General features: G+C 42.8%; 13 protein-coding genes. 6 read left to right on the top strand and 7 right to left on the bottom strand.

Annotated features, from left to right (window positions below):
- Window positions 1-89 precede the first annotated feature (89 nt).
- On the bottom strand, window positions 90-1,589 hold the full coding sequence (locus B4K26_RS06900; protein WP_296244375.1) for a SulP family inorganic anion transporter: 1,500 nt from the start codon (window positions 1,587-1,589) through the stop codon (window positions 90-92).
- Between the two features lie 555 nt (window positions 1,590-2,144).
- Between B4K26_RS06900 and murD the strand changes: the two genes are divergently transcribed.
- Both murD and B4K26_RS06890 read left to right on the top strand, forming a co-directional pair.
- Window positions 2,145-3,563 (top strand): UDP-N-acetylmuramoyl-L-alanine--D-glutamate ligase, encoded by a 1,419-nt coding sequence (murD, locus tag B4K26_RS06895; RefSeq protein ID WP_296244373.1) that lies wholly within the window; start codon window positions 2,145-2,147, stop codon window positions 3,561-3,563.
- Window positions 3,564-3,898: 335 nt separating this feature from the next.
- The gene (locus tag B4K26_RS06890) at window positions 3,899-5,095 is read left to right on the top strand and encodes an FtsW/RodA/SpoVE family cell cycle protein (protein ID WP_296244372.1); all 1,197 of its coding nucleotides are present in this window, start codon (window positions 3,899-3,901) and stop codon (window positions 5,093-5,095) included.
- 117 nt (window positions 5,096-5,212) lie between these two features.
- Here B4K26_RS06890 and gluQRS read toward each other — a convergent pair whose 3' ends face one another.
- The 6 genes from gluQRS to B4K26_RS06860 form a co-directional block, all read right to left on the bottom strand.
- Window positions 5,213-6,172, bottom strand: a complete 960-nt coding sequence (gene gluQRS, locus B4K26_RS06885) for a tRNA glutamyl-Q(34) synthetase GluQRS (RefSeq protein WP_296244455.1) — start codon at window positions 6,170-6,172, stop codon at window positions 5,213-5,215.
- A 228-nt stretch (window positions 6,173-6,400) separates the two neighbouring features.
- Window positions 6,401-6,844, bottom strand: a complete 444-nt coding sequence (gene dksA, locus B4K26_RS06880) for an RNA polymerase-binding protein DksA (RefSeq protein WP_296244370.1) — start codon at window positions 6,842-6,844, stop codon at window positions 6,401-6,403.
- Between the two features lie 514 nt (window positions 6,845-7,358).
- Window positions 7,359-8,210, bottom strand: coding sequence for a metallophosphoesterase (locus B4K26_RS06875; protein WP_296244368.1), 852 nt, complete (start codon window positions 8,208-8,210; stop codon window positions 7,359-7,361).
- Between the two features lie 237 nt (window positions 8,211-8,447).
- Entirely contained in the window at window positions 8,448-9,281 is an 834-nt protein-coding gene (locus B4K26_RS06870) for a metal ABC transporter permease (RefSeq protein ID WP_296244367.1), read from the bottom strand.
- Window positions 9,282-9,350: 69 nt separating this feature from the next.
- Window positions 9,351-10,088, bottom strand: coding sequence for a metal ABC transporter ATP-binding protein (locus B4K26_RS06865; RefSeq protein WP_296244366.1), 738 nt, complete (start codon window positions 10,086-10,088; stop codon window positions 9,351-9,353).
- A gap of 169 nt (window positions 10,089-10,257) precedes the next feature.
- Complete coding sequence (locus B4K26_RS06860; protein WP_296244365.1) at window positions 10,258-10,806, bottom strand: transcriptional repressor; 549 nt, start codon at window positions 10,804-10,806, stop codon at window positions 10,258-10,260.
- A gap of 229 nt (window positions 10,807-11,035) precedes the next feature.
- Here B4K26_RS06860 and B4K26_RS06855 point away from each other — a divergent pair, with 229 nt between their 5' ends.
- The 4 genes from B4K26_RS06855 (at window position 11,036) to atpE (ending at window position 14,566) form a co-directional block, all read left to right on the top strand.
- On the top strand, window positions 11,036-11,920 hold the full coding sequence (locus B4K26_RS06855) for a metal ABC transporter substrate-binding protein (protein ID WP_296244364.1): 885 nt from the start codon (window positions 11,036-11,038) through the stop codon (window positions 11,918-11,920).
- A gap of 335 nt (window positions 11,921-12,255) precedes the next feature.
- Window positions 12,256-12,663 (top strand): ATP synthase subunit I, encoded by a 408-nt coding sequence (locus tag B4K26_RS06850; protein WP_296244363.1) that lies wholly within the window; start codon window positions 12,256-12,258, stop codon window positions 12,661-12,663.
- Between the two features lie 752 nt (window positions 12,664-13,415).
- Window positions 13,416-14,282: a F0F1 ATP synthase subunit A gene (atpB, locus tag B4K26_RS06845; protein ID WP_296244362.1), complete on the top strand. Its 867-nt coding sequence runs from the start codon at window positions 13,416-13,418 to the stop codon at window positions 14,280-14,282.
- Between the two features lie 35 nt (window positions 14,283-14,317).
- Window positions 14,318-14,566 (top strand): F0F1 ATP synthase subunit C, encoded by a 249-nt coding sequence (atpE, locus tag B4K26_RS06840; RefSeq protein ID WP_025651437.1) that lies wholly within the window; start codon window positions 14,318-14,320, stop codon window positions 14,564-14,566.
- Window positions 14,567-14,604: the final 38 nt, after the last annotated feature.

Below are 14,604 nucleotides of genomic sequence, written 5' to 3'. Positions count from 1 at the left end.
ACCAGCGAGCCTGATTTTATATACCAATACAATTACGGATGAATAAAGACATTATTGCTATTAGCTTAATAACACTACTACTGTTTTGCTTAATCTAAGAGACCAATGTCTCGGCGGTCATGAATCGAAAAGCGATCGATAAGGGTACGGCTGGCGCTGTTAAGCCCGACCACCTTGACATCAATGCCTTCGCGCTGCAAGCGGATAACCAACTTGTCCAAGGTATCGACGGCACTGACATCCCAAAAGTGAGCTTGACTGACATCGATTTGGACGCTATCCAAGGCCTCTTTGGTATCAAAACTCTGCAAAAACTGTGTCGTCGACGCAAAGAAAACCTGACCTTGCACGTAGTAATAGCGGGTGTTACTACTGTCATCATACTCACTAAAGACCGTTAAGAATTGACCAATTTTATTGGCAAACGCCAATGCGGATAGCAGCACCCCAACCCCAACGCCGTATGCTAAATTATGGGTAAAGACGGTGGTCAAAACAGTCGCGAGCATAACAATATTAAAGGACAGCGGGTGGGTTTTAAATTCACGAATAGATTGCCAATTAAAAGTGCCAATAGAAACCATAATCATCACCGCGACGAGTGCAGCCATCGGGATTTGGCTGACCCATTCACTTAAAAATACCACCAAGATGAGCAGCACCACGCCAGCGATAAGTGTTGATAAACGCGTACGGCCGCCAGATTTAACATTAATCATTGATTGTCCAATCATCGCGCAACCTGCCATTCCGCCAAAGAATCCTGACACCACGTTGGCCATTCCTTGACCACGGCACTCGCGGTTTTTGTCACTCGGCGTATCGGTTAATTCATCGACGATGGTCGCAGTCATCATAGATTCTAATAAACCGACGATAGCAAGTGCGATAGAATAAGGCGCGATAATGAGCAAGGTGTCAAAGTTCAGCGGAATATCAGGCAATAAAAATACCGGTAAAGAATCGGGCAGATCGCCCATACTACCGACGTTGCGAATATCAAGATTCAAATACATTGCAACAGCGGTCAAGCCAACGATACAAATCAGCGGTGATGGAATCACACGACCAATTTTAGGAAGCAGCGGAAACAAATAGATAATCGCTAAGCCTGCCGCCGTCATGAGGTAAACCGTCATACCGACACGCTCAGTCATCGGGTTCAGCTCAGGGAGCTGGGCGGCAAATATCAAAATCGCTAGCGCATTCACAAAGCCAATAACCACTGAGCGCGATACAAAGCGCATTAAGTTACCAAGCTTTAAGATACCCATGATTATCTGAATGACGCCGCAGAGTAAAGTGGCGGCAAGCAAGTATTGCAATCCATGCTCGGCGACCAAATCAACCATCACCAGTGCCATCGCTCCGGTTGCCGCTGAAATCATAGCCGGACGTCCACCGACAAAACTGATGACCACGGCAATGCAAAATGACGCATACAAGCCGACTTTTGGGTCGACACCAGCGATAATAGAAAAGGCAATCGCTTCTGGAATCAGGGCCAGTGCGACTACTAAACCTGATAAGGTATCACCGCGAATATTGGAAAACCATTCTTCACGTAAACTGCCAAAAAAAGATGTCATAAGTAAACTGTATAGGGTTAGAGACAAAAAAAACAATCATTTATGATCTCGCAATAAAGCGTCGCACTAAAATGATTGTATCGAGACTAACTATTTATCCACTTTTATAGCGGCGTTACCCAGACCGTCACCCTTAGTCAATAAAAGAACAGTCCTTAGAATAATGAATAAGTGTTTGCCGTGAAATGCAGCGGTAGAAGAAGATAACTATATTGTGAGACGAAAACGCCAAAATATAGAGTAGAGGTTGCCTGTCATACCTTCTCAGCATAAAAAACGTGGCGAAAGAAAGATGACAATAGCGCGATAAGTGTGACAACATGCTAAACTAAAATGCTAGATTGAAGATTTGGTTAAAATAGCGCTAACTATTGTAGCGGTTCCTATTAAGGCGGCTATTATAGCATTAGCGCCGCAATATAAAAACAGGCGCATAATAATACAAAGTCTGAAAAAACCCGTACCGAAATCTGGGCGACGTCATTATGATGCTGATCATTTAAAGTCGAGATGCTTGAAACAATTTTGTTCGTCTAATAGAGAGAAGGAATAAATATGACCACCAGCACCGCAACAGAAGCCTTACTTCATAAAGGCAGTGGTTTACAAATCGTGGTCGGTTTGGGGCAATCGGGATTGTCGGTGGCAAATTATTTGACCGCGCAAGGCTACCAAGTCGCTGTGACCGACAATCAGGCTAATCCCACTTTAGCAGAGCAGTTGCCTGCTGCTGTTGAGATTCGTCAGTTTGGATCGATAGATGCTGATTTATTGCAACAAGCTGCGCGAATTATCATCAGCCCGGGTATCTCCTTAAAGACCCCAGCGGTTGCCGCCGCAAGAGACGCTAATATTCCCGTTGTTAGCGACATTCAGCTATTTTGTGAAGCGTGCCGCGTACCGATTGTAGCGATTACTGGCTCTAACGCTAAAAGTACCGTGACGACATTGGTTGGCCAAATGGCGGCGGATGCTGGGGTCAATGTTGGTGTTGGCGGCAATATTGGCGTGCCAGCCCTAAGTTTGCTGTCGAATAGCGAGATGGAGTTAGCCGTTATCGAGCTATCGAGCTTCCAATTAGAAACCGTGAGCAGTTTAGGCGCGCAAGTAGCAACGGTACTCAACATGTCGCCTGATCATTTAGATCGTCATGGCGATATGCTTGGCTACCATCAAGCCAAGCATCGTATTTTTCAAGGTGCTAAGTCGGTGGTGATCAATCGTGAAGATGCTTTGACGCGCCCATTGGTGGCAGATAATTTGCCACGCTTGAGCACGGGTATTCACGCCCCTGACAACGGTCAGTATGGCCTGATTACCGACTCAGAAGGGCGGACGTATCTGGCACGCGGGACGGAGCGCTTGCTATCGGCGGATAAACTGCGTATTAAAGGTCGTCACAATTTACTCAATGCCCAAGCAGCTTTGGCACTTGGCGAGTTGGCAGGTTTACCGCTTGATAGTATGCTGAACACCTTGCAGAACTTTACAGGACTTGAGCATCGCTGCGAGTATGTTGCTACGGTCGATGGCATTGATTATTTTAATGACTCTAAAGGTACCAACATTGGCTCAACGATGGCTGCTGTCGAAGGCTTAGGGGCAGTATACGCGCCCAAAGATGGTAAACTGTTATTGATTTTAGGTGGTCAAGGTAAAGGCCAGAAATTTGGTGAATTAACACCATTTATCAATCAATACGTCAGTCAAGTATTGTTTATTGGCGAAGATAGCCAGCAGATTGAGCAACATCTACGCGAAGCAGGTATCAACGATGATGACGTCTCTATGCATCAATGCCAGACGCTAGAAGGCGCTTTCGCAACGATTCAGCAAGTCACAAAAAGCAGTCTATCACAAGTACAAGCGGTGCTCTTATCCCCTGCTTGCGCCAGCTTCGATCAGTTTAGTGGTTTTGCGGAACGCGGCAAGTACTTTAGTCAGCTGGTTAACCAATTAGACAAGGCCTCATAAGGCATCTTGACGCTTCATAAGATATGTTGGCGCGAGGTAGCATGGTCGTTAGATTTTAAGCGGTTTGGCTTAGCGTTATAAAATGGTAGGCATTTTTTGATAAATGATTGTTTTGCTTATAAATTGCTGCTACTGTCAAATAGGTAGTAAAGCAGGCGATAAACGATTTGCAAACCGCTGTGAATAGTAATATTAATAAGTTAAACGGTTAAAACTCATGGTTTGTCGTCGCTTTGCTGTCTGCTATTATCTATTGGATAAAATTGACTTTATTTTTTTAAACGGTGGCGTTTTATAAACGCCGTGTTTTCTTGTTTGCTAGTGTATATAAAATTATGGCGCTTTCTACTTTTTTTCGATCAAACTCTCAATCGCCGCGAACTACTGGCTCAGATGGCGTTCTCTCCATGCCCTCAGCGCGCGCCATTTTATTAGCAAGCGTCGGCTGTATGTTGGTGCTCAGCTTATTGATGGTGGCTTCTGCTTCTATCCCATTTGCTCTTAGTCGCGGCATGAGCGAGCTGCATTTCTTTTATAATCAGCTTTTATACATGGCGATTGGACTGTTCATCGCCGGTATTTCCTATAAAGCGGTATCGCTAAAAAGGCTTTATAAAACCGAAACTCAGTTTATGCTCTTGGCCATCACGGGGTTATTGTTATTTGCTACTTTATTTAGTACGCCCATTAACGGCTCAAAGCGTTGGTTAAGTCTGGGTGGTTTTAACTTTCAGGTCGCAGAGCTTGCCAAATTGGTGATGATTGTATTTGTTTCAGACTTTGTGGTTCGGCGCTCATTTGAGGTGCGTAATGGCTGGGATGGGTTTTTACGCATTGCTTTAGTGGTTGGTTTAATCACTGTCCTTTTATTAGCACAGCCAGATTTTGGTTCATTTGTGGTGATTATTGGCACCGTTTTTGCGATATTTTATATTGCTGGCGCGCCTTACAAGCAATTTATTGCACTTGGTGCCGTTGCCGTTGGCGGAGCCGTATTAATGGTGGCAACCGTTCAATATCGTCTCGTACGGGTGATGTCGTTTTTGGATCCCTTTGATGACGTACAAGATACCGACTATCAGTTGGCACGCAGCTTAATTGCCTTTGGCCGTGGTCAGTTTACGGGCGTCGGTTATGGTGAAAGCGTACAAAAACTGTCGCATTTACCAGAGGCGCACACGGATTTTTTATTAGCAATTACCGGTGAGGAATTAGGCTTCGTTGGGGTCACGATGATCTTAATCTTTGAAGCGCTGATTATTGGTAGTGCGATGCGCATCAGCTATAACGCTCTAAAACGTCGCCAAATGCGCATGAGCTATACTGCTTTTGGTATTGCAGTGGTGTTTATTGCTCAGACGATTATTAATGCAGCAATGAATATGGGTGCGATTCCGACGAAAGGTCTGACCATGCCGTTTTTTAGTTACGGTGGCTCATCGATGTTGATTAGCTTAGTCATGGTAGCCGTGCTACTCAAAATTCACAAAGAAAGCCCTGAGATCGAAAAAAGCCAGTGCCGTTATTATTAAGTTATTTAATGATAAATGGATACATACTTTTTGTTAGTTTAATCCATTCTAGCCATTCAATATAAAAAAGCGTCGCTCATCGCGGCGTTTTTTCTATTAAAGCCTAGAGCTATTTTATTAAACGCTAGGCATATTTAAAGTCTGCATATTTCGTAATGGTGAGTTGTCCCACTGCGCAACCGCTTGGGCAAGCATACGTGTTGGCGTATCGCTATCGACCTCAGGCTGCTGTAATAGCTGTAAAGCATGAGTAATTAGCTGACTTGGGTCACGAGTGTCAATCGGCTGAGCAAGGTTTTGTTTAGACAGTTTTTGACCATCAGGGTTGCATATTAATGGCAAATGATACCAATGGTCGATAGTTGGCAAGCGCGCCGCATGCATGATGCTGATTTGCCCGGTCGTCATCGGCAAAATATCTAAGCCGCGCATAATATGGGTGACGCCTTGCAGGCCATCATCAACACTGGCAGCTAAGATATAGTTAATCATCCCATCTTGGCGACGCACGACCATGTCCCCTAGTGTCTGCTGCGGATTGTCCCACTGCAAACCTTGAATGCCATCTTGAAAGCCAATTCGGTAGTCTGGCATCTGAATACGCAGCTTATTTTGTTCTTTATTGAACCCAGCATTTAGACAGCAGCGCGGATAGCGTTGTCTATTGAGTAGTTTTTGGCTCGCTTGCTGAGCATCAGTACTTTCTCCGACCGCTTTTTGCTCCCAGTAACGCTCAAGACTTTTACGCGAGCACTGACAACCATAAGTCAGCGGATAGAGACTTGATGATAAATAATCGTTATAAATATCGAGGCGCTCAGATTGATAAATGACATCGTCGTCCCAGTGCAGACCGAGTACTTCTAAATCAATTAAAATCTGCTCAGTAAACTGTCTATCACAGCGTTCGGTATCAGTGTCTTCGATACGCAGTAGCCATTTACCACCAATGGACTTGATATGGCAAAAGCTGGCCAGTGCCGTTGTTAATGACCCAAGATGTAGCTCTCCCGTTGGCGAAGGCGCAAAACGACCGATAGGTTGGGGTAGAGTAGGGTTAATAGGGGTATTTGCCATAGAGGTGGAAAGAGTTTTCAAAATAGATACTTGTCAAGAATAGAAATAGATAGAATAAATAAGATGATGATAAAAAGATATTTATCAAATATGCGTATTTTGTTAGTGACGTGTCAACAAGTAAAAGCTATTTAATGAAAAATAGCGCTATAAAAACGCGACGAGCGACCAATAAATGGCCGCTCGTATTGATAGTTAAATGATTAATGACTATTAAACTGGCTGGATTTACGCGCCTTGGTTTTGACGCTCTTTAATCTCAGATAAAGTTTTGCAGTCAATGCACTGGGTCGCGGTTGGACGAGCTTCAAGACGACGCAAGCCAATCTCAACGCCGCAAGTTTCGCAAAATCCATAATCCTCATTTTCAATTTCGGCAATAGATTTGTCGATTTTACGAATCAGCTTGCGCTCACGATCACGCGTTCGCAAGGTTAAAGCAAACTCTTCTTCTTGAGTGGCGCGATCATTGATATCTGGCATGGCACTGGACTCATCTTGAATATAAGTCTTGGTACGATCCGCTTCGCCAATCAGCTGGTGCTTCCAGTCTAATAAAATCGCCTTAAAATGCGCCAATTGCTCATCAGACATATAATCTTCGTCTTCAGCAGGGGCATAAGGGGTGAACTTTACATCATTGGGATTCGGGTTTGGGGTCAGGGTGCTCATATGGGTATCCTACTTTTTCAAATTAATTCAATAAAACGACATATCAAAAGATAAGACGTTATAAATTTACCAAACGCTATAAATAGCTCCTTTATAAACGTTTTACCACTTAGTAACACAAGTAACACAGCTAATCTAAACATTCGGTTATGTCGACATGCTGCTAGCGATCTATCGATTATCAATGGTCAGGTATATTGTCATAAACATTTTTATTTAAATGCTAGCCGTTAAATAAGTGGACAAATCACTGACTGTGAAAACTTAGCTTGTGGTCAATTTAGCCATCCTAGCTATTATAATTTTGTCTAAGATTAGACCTTTCTCGTTTTTTACATCATTTATTATATGATTTGTTTATCGTTTTTAGCTTGACGGTTGAGTGACTAGAATTATCAATCTCAAAGTGATTGTCTGTGGAAACCAGCAATCTTAGCTAGCCCTATAACATACACACTCTGGCAGAATTATACTAGTTAAATACTAACCAAATTTTTGCCAATAAAACTGGTTGTCAAGTATCTAGTCTTTCAACCCAGCTTGCAACCTCTCCATTGTTGGCTAATTGCAACCAGCGATAGCCGGGCAGGGCGCTTTTATCATAAGCGAAATCATCTTCAAAGGGCTTAAACTGATAGCAAGTAGAAGGCGTACTGTAGACGGTAACTCCTTGCCTATGACGGACTTGCTCTTGGTGGGTATGCCCACTAATAATGACTTTGAGATGCTCAAATGCCGCCATCCGTTGCCAAAAAATATCGGCATTTTCGACCATATTCTGATCAATCCAGTCAGAATCGACTGGAATCACGTGATGGTGTAAAGCAATAAGTGCAGGCTTAGCGCATGCTGCTAACTGCTCGCATAACCAATTGATGTCGGTCATCGTCACTTCCCCTTCTACTTTACCTGTCACAGAAGAATCTAGTAGCAGTAGCTGCCAATAGTCAGTTTCAATAACATGACGGTTTAATAAGCGCGTGTCCGCAGCTCTAGCGATAAGTTCACGCTGGAAAAATGGCAACTCACTGTTATTTTCATCGGTGACATCATGGTTGCCAGCGATACAAGCAAAAGGAATCCCTGTGGCCTGCAATATCTCAAAAATATGATTGTAAATTTCTGCTTGAACTTGATTGACTAAATCGCCTGTAACAAGGATTAAATCGCAGCGCCGATCTTCGCTTAATGCTTGTTTGATAATCGCCTCAAAGCTGTGTTGGCAAATCGCCACTGCGCTATCGTTTTTTTCGCCAGAATTTTTATCAGCGGCAGACAAGGGAAGGGATAAATGCAAATCCGTAATTTGCAACACATTGACCTGACCGTCTGGCGTGTTGACTATGTTGGCAGGGTAGCTGAGCATTGAATTTAGTCCCTTATCAATCAAAACGATGGCAAATTATGGCAAATTAAAACAGTCTAAAATTAATGTATCAAGTGTTCATTTAACGAAAAAGTCGTGAACTATAGCATTGATAGTATTCAGGAAAGTTTATAACATAATGTTCACTAAAGCTCTAGCAATATTGATGAAATAAAGTTCGACAAAGGCTAAGTAAATATCGATATCACGACTGAGATGATAACGGCTGCCATAGCTCTAGTGGCGTGCTGACCAAAATTTTGCCAGGATGGATTTAGCCCCTATTAGCTTTGAGATAATCAGGGCAACAAAGAATAAAATGGCGAGTACCAAGACGATAGATAGTCCCGTTTGAATATCAAACCAGATGCTGCCCCAAACGCCAAGCGTGACGCCAAGTTGGGCGACAAGTAAGGCTATAATAACCATTTGTTTTGGCGATGCTGACCATAAGCGCGCTGTCAGTGCTGGCAAGACCAGTAGTCCACTGATTAACAAGCTCCCAACTGCTTGCAAGGCAATGGCACAAAATCCTGCTAACACGCCCATAAAAAACAGCCGCTGGCGAGTCGGATTGATACCTTGAATTCGTGCTAATGCTTCATGAGTAGCGAGCTTTATTTGCGCTGGCCATATATAACTCAGTAACCCCAATCCAACCAAGACGCTTGCCGCAATCAACGGCAAATCTGCCCAATCAAGCTCGAGCAAATTGCCAAATAAAAAGCCTAAGACGTTGGCTTGCTGATCAGTCAGTTGGGTTAATGTTAATAAACCCAAACACAGCAGCGATACGGCAACCACGGCCAGTACTGCATCGACGGGCAGACGCTCATCATCGATGAATACTAAACCCAGTACTACCAAGACACTGACAATGGCAATGCCAATACCCATGGGCAATTGCCATAAGACTGCTAGCGCTACGCCTAGCAAGGTGCCATGCGCCAGTGCATCGGCAAAAAATGCCATGCGCCGCCATAATACTAGGCAACCTAAGGGCGCAGAGAGGAGCGCTAAAATACTACCAGCAATCCAAGCAGGGGCGATGATGGCTAACCAAGCGGTCATAATAGATATCCGTAACGTCTTTTATAAAAAGGGACAAGCGATTTTTGCCTTAACAGGCTTGATTTTTAGTTATATCTCGCTTGGGGCATGATGCTCGCAAGCGTGCGGTTGATGGACGTACGGCTGCTCGTAATGATGGCCGAAGAGTTTTTGAAATTCTGAACTAATGGCAAGCTCACTTGGTTGTCCCTCGCAGCAAATATGCTTATTTAAACAAATCACGCGTCGACTGCCTTTCATTACCCAATGTAAATCATGTGAGACCACCAGCATGGCGCAGCGTAAAAATTCTGGCAGCTCATCAATAAATTGATAAAGCCAAACCTCAGTATCTGGATCAAGCCCTTGCATTGGCTCATCTAAGATTAATAAATTTGGCTTATCTAACAAAGCACGCGCCAATAATACCCGCTGGGTTTCACCACCTGACAGATGCAGCATTTGCCGCGATAGCAGATGCGTCAGAGATAAATTATCAAAGATAAACTGGCGCTGCTCAGCCGTTAAGCGCTTTTTGTCCGCTTGAGCCAATAAATCGCAAACGCGTAACGGCAAAATGGGCGGCACAGTAAAACGCTGCGGTACATAACCAAGCTGTAACTTTTGATGCGCTGTTATCTGCCCGATTGTGGGTTCGATTAAACCCAAAATTAGCTTTACCAAGGTTGATTTACCGGCGCCATTAGGACCGATAAGGCTGACCGTTTCATTAACGGCAATATCAATATTGATGTGCGAGAGGATGCGTTGCGGCCCAACATGAAAGCCAATATTACTTAAGCTCAGCAATTTGGTGGCATTATTCATTATTTTATTACTTACAGTCTTATTACTTATATTAGTAGCAGAAGATATTTGATTCGGTGAAGTCGGTAGGCTCATAGGGCGATAACTGATGTATTAATGATAGTGAAGTAATGACAGAATAATAATTAAGCATAAAAGCATAAATATAAAAATTTGGCGAACAATTATTTTACTGACACGCTTGGCAACGACCGCTCAGCTCAATGACACTACGCTCTACCATAAAACCAACGTCTTCTTGTGCAAAGCTCATCATTTCCTGCACTGGCAAGCTGCTACATTCTTGCACGCGCTGACACTGCGCACAAATTAAAAATGCTGCCGTATGCTGGGCGCGTGGGTGACAGCAAGGCACATAAGCATTGATAGAGGTTAGCTGGTGAATCAAACCCTCGCTCAATAAAAACTCCAAGCTGCGATAAACCGTCGGCGGGGCGACGTTTTTTGGCGTTTGATTATTTGCTTGATTGCTCGAGGTGTCATCTGCTGCGTCAGGCTCGGCAAGGCGCATCTGCTGCAACTGCGTAATCAAATCATAAGCGCCCACTGGTTTATTGGCTTCTAGCACCAGCTGATATATCTGTTGGCGCAGTGGCGTAAAGCGTGCACCGCTTGAGCGGCATTGCTCTTTTGCTGCCACCAAACGCTCATTCACATCAAATGGCGTAAAATTCTGCACATCGTGTAAATGATTACAAATAGATGAGTGAGTAGACATGCAGTAAGCTCCCAAAGCTAACTTAGCGCTTTCATATTTATTACCTTACATGTAGAAGGCACTTTTATATAAGACACATTTCATGATGGTTTTTTATATTGTTATAGTATAACATACTGAATTGAAAAATAGATCAGAGCTTTATACTTATCATTAGCTACCTTTTATTTTTTTATCAACATGCCGTCTCAAAACGACTATTATTCATTGAGCCTCAAAAGCAGCCATTATGATTTCATTTTTTAAGAATTTTATAAATTTGCCTATTACTTTACAGCGCTTATTGTCGATTGGCGTTATCGTGTTTGGGTCGTTAATGATGAGCGCACAAGCAGCAACGGTGAGTGTCAGTAATTATCCATTATTTTTATTAAGCCAAGCTGTCACGGAAGGCGCGCCAGCTGCTAAGCAATTATTGCAAGCAGGAGAGGTTGGGCATCACGGTAGCATTAGTCCAGGCGATATCAAAGCCATTCAGGACAGTAAGTTTGTGGTTTGGTTTGGCGAGCCGTTAGAAAACAATCTGGCAACCACACTCAATAGCGCCCCCAATGCGATTGCTTTATTCAAATTTAAGGCGTTTAATCGTTATCCGCTGCGTGATGTTAAAGGCAAACCTATTGCAGGCACACTAGATCCGCATATTTGGCTTGATCCTGAAAACGCTAAAGCGATAACCCGTGCGCTTGCCGTCATTCACAGTCATGCCAATCCGCAATATAAAAAGCTGTATCATGCCAATGCGCAAAAATTTGCCGAGCGCATGAATAGGGCAGTAGCGGCCGGCAATAAAAATAGCCCGAAACAAGCGTTACCGTACTGGGCTTATCATGATGCTTATCAATACATGGAAGACAGCGCCAAGCTCCAGCTAATTGGCAGCCTAAGTACCGATCACCATTTAGCGCCAAAAGCCAGTCAATTACGCTGGTTAAATGAGCAGCGCCCAACGAAGCAAATGTGTTTGGTCAGTCCAAGTCTTCCTGCCAAAGGTTTGCTGGCAAAGTTACAGCCGGTTAAAAGTACCGTCCAAGCGGAAGACATGAGCAACAGTAAAGATTTTGTTAGTGGGTGGCAGGCAATGGCGCAGCAAATTCGTCAGTGTATTGGGTAAATACTGTTTAAATAATAGTTGGCAAGCTAAGCTTTAAAGCTATTTAAAGTAACGCAAGACCAATTTGCTAAATAAGATTTACCAATTAACGGCAGAGAAGGCAGTTTTAGAGGTTATTAGTGGTGCTTGATTGACTCTGTAGAGAGGTTTTCAGCATTAAACAACTAAATGCTTGATAAAAGACATATTTCACTTGCTTAAAATTAGCTTGCTCCCTATAATAAGTGGCGTTTTATTTTGGTTAAAAGATAACGTCTGTAGAGTGAGCCATTCACGGATAATATTGTCACAACTGTGCTACATTGTCCCCACGTTATAGAGCTATAGAAATATCGATGACCAAGCCTGCCAAACGCACCCAAAGAGATAAAATTGCTATTTACCTAAAACGCCAAGCATGGATACTATTTATCCTTATTGTGCTCGGTTGGATAGTAGATATCACATGGCTGGGTAATGAGGGCAGCACACTTGTCGTCGCAAAAAGTAACGCCATCGGTGCGCTACTCAGTTTTGCTACTCAAGCCGTATTTGCAGGATTTATTTTTTGGTATACAGGATATCGCGCGCGCAGGCATATTGTCAGCCAGCTATATCGGGGTCAGATGGTCAAATGGCTACTGACCGTATTTGGTTTCGCACTAATTTTTATTACCATACAACCTCTATCAGCGCCTGCACTTTTTGTCGGTTTTATGGTAATGCAGATTAGTCACAGTTGGATGTTGTGGCATATACGCTAGAATTTATCGCCTATTATCATTGTAATAGTCAGATAAGACAGCACATACATTTGTCATCCTGCGGTCCAGCTTCTCTAAGATTATTGTTATTAAGACTACTGTTATAACGTCATCATGCAATGATTAAATGACTGAAAACCATTTTTAAAATTAAAGTATGACTATAAGCGCTTGAGCAGCAATCAGGCGTAAAAAATCGCCATTAATAACCCCTTATCTGATAAGGGTTATTAAATATAACCAAACTGTCTGTATGGCATGATAAACGCAAATCTATACCAGCCAACGTTGAGGGTGCTTAACGTATTTACGCAGTAATAAAAAAGTCATAATTGACTTTACACGAATACTACGCTGCATTAATATAGGCAGCTAAATGTCTTGCTTCTGAGCACCGTATTGAGTGTTATCAAAATAAAGCGAGATAAGCAAACACATACATAAAAATTTGCGTAGACATGCAAGGGCCATTAATGAATAATCGTGCGCCCTTTTTTGATAGCTAAAATTTATCCATTAGTATCAAATTGAGCAGCAATAGAAGATTGATTATTTAAGAATAACAATGCGTTATTTGAGAATAATAGAGTAATTATAGAGCTATGGGTTGGATGTTATTGGTTACATGAGAGTTTTAGTAGAGTTCTTTTATTTGCTAATGGCAGATTAGAGAAAAATACTAACTTCTCATCAGATGACAACCATATTTTTTGGTAGTTGATTAAATCGTTGATTAATAAGAAGCTTACATTATGGCATCCGAGCAAACATCATCAGAATATATCTCTCACCACTTAACGAATTGGACGTACGGTTATCTGCCGGGCGAAGGCTGGAAAGTTGCCCACACTGCTGAAGAGGCAGGATTAATGGGTTTTAAGGCTATCCATCTTGACTCCATGTTATGGTCAATTGGTCTTGGTATTGTATTTTGTGCCATCTTTTGGATGGTTGCCAAAAAAGTTACTTCAGGCGTACCAGGCAAAACTCAAGCAGCGGTTGAGATGATCGTTGAGTTTGTCGATAACAACGTTCGCGATTCTTATAGTGGTACGTCAAAATTGATTGCGCCGCTAGCGTTGACCATTTTTGTGTGGATTTTCTTGATGAACTTGATGGATTTATTGCCTATCGACTTCATTCCAAGTCTAGCAGGTCAAGTTGGCGCTGCGATGGGTCATGATCCACATCACGTGTTCTTCAAGATTGTGCCAACGACTGACCCTAATATCACGCTTGGCATGTCATTTTCTGTCTTTGCGCTGATTATTTACTATAGTATTAAAGAAAAAGGGTTGGGTGGTTTTATCGGTGAGTTAACACTGCATCCGTTTAGCGCTAAAAACCCAATCATGCAAATCATTTTAATCCCCATCAACTTTATCTTAGAGTTTGTTACTTTGATTGCCAAACCAATTTCACTAGGTTTGCGTCTATTCGGTAACATGTATGCTGGGGAGCTAATCTTCGTATTGATTGCCCTGATGCCGTTTTGGATTCAATGGGCGTTATCGGTGCCGTGGGCGATTTTCCACATCTTAATTATTACCCTTCAAGCGTTCGTATTTATGATGTTGACGATAGTTTATATGTCGCTTGCATCATCAACTGAACATTAATTATATACATTCAATAGGTAAATGAGGATACATCAATGGATCCAGTATTAGGTGGTTACACAGTTATCGCAGTAGCACTGCTTATCGGTCTTGGCGCACTTGGCACAGGCATTGGTTTTGCTATTCTAGGCGGCAAGTTCTTAGAAGGTGTTGCACGTCAACCAGAACTTGGTTCACAACTGCAAACTCGTATGTTCATCGTGGCAGGTCTACTTGATGCCGTACCGATGATTGGTGTTGGTATTGCTATGCTATTGTTGTTCGCTAACCCTCTAGCAGGTTAATCAGAAAGCTCAGTTGTAAATGTTTGGTGGTCAAAGTT

Origin of the sequence: Psychrobacter sp. UBA6766 (assembly GCF_002453355.1) — a bacterium.
Taxonomy (GTDB): Bacteria; Pseudomonadota; Gammaproteobacteria; order Pseudomonadales; family Moraxellaceae; genus Psychrobacter.
The sequence above is the reverse complement of the archived record's forward strand: the minus strand, read 5'-3'. Positions and strand labels throughout refer to the sequence as shown.

Excerpts from the sequence above, each read along its gene's own strand:
- atpE (WP_025651437.1), top strand. The coding sequence starts at position 14,318 with ATGGATCCAGTATTAGGTGGTTACACAGTTATCGCAGTAGCACTGCTT.
- dksA (WP_296244370.1), bottom strand. The coding sequence starts at position 6,844 with ATGAGCACCCTGACCCCAAACCCGAATCCCAATGATGTAAAGTTCACC.
- B4K26_RS06860 (WP_296244365.1), bottom strand. The coding sequence starts at position 10,806 with ATGTCTACTCACTCATCTATTTGTAATCATTTACACGATGTGCAGAAT.
- B4K26_RS06870 (WP_296244367.1), bottom strand. The coding sequence starts at position 9,281 with ATGACCGCTTGGTTAGCCATCATCGCCCCTGCTTGGATTGCTGGTAGT.
- B4K26_RS06890 (WP_296244372.1), top strand. The coding sequence starts at position 3,899 with ATGGCGCTTTCTACTTTTTTTCGATCAAACTCTCAATCGCCGCGAACT.
- B4K26_RS06875 (WP_296244368.1), bottom strand. The coding sequence starts at position 8,210 with ATGCTCAGCTACCCTGCCAACATAGTCAACACGCCAGACGGTCAGGTC.
- B4K26_RS06850 (WP_296244363.1), top strand. The coding sequence starts at position 12,256 with ATGACCAAGCCTGCCAAACGCACCCAAAGAGATAAAATTGCTATTTAC.
- murD (WP_296244373.1), top strand. The coding sequence starts at position 2,145 with ATGACCACCAGCACCGCAACAGAAGCCTTACTTCATAAAGGCAGTGGT.
- B4K26_RS06855 (WP_296244364.1), top strand. The coding sequence starts at position 11,036 with ATGATTTCATTTTTTAAGAATTTTATAAATTTGCCTATTACTTTACAG.
- B4K26_RS06865 (WP_296244366.1), bottom strand. The coding sequence starts at position 10,088 with ATGAATAATGCCACCAAATTGCTGAGCTTAAGTAATATTGGCTTTCAT.
- B4K26_RS06900 (WP_296244375.1), bottom strand. The coding sequence starts at position 1,589 with ATGACATCTTTTTTTGGCAGTTTACGTGAAGAATGGTTTTCCAATATT.
- atpB (WP_296244362.1), top strand. The coding sequence starts at position 13,416 with ATGGCATCCGAGCAAACATCATCAGAATATATCTCTCACCACTTAACG.
- gluQRS (WP_296244455.1), bottom strand. The coding sequence starts at position 6,172 with ATGGCAAATACCCCTATTAACCCTACTCTACCCCAACCTATCGGTCGT.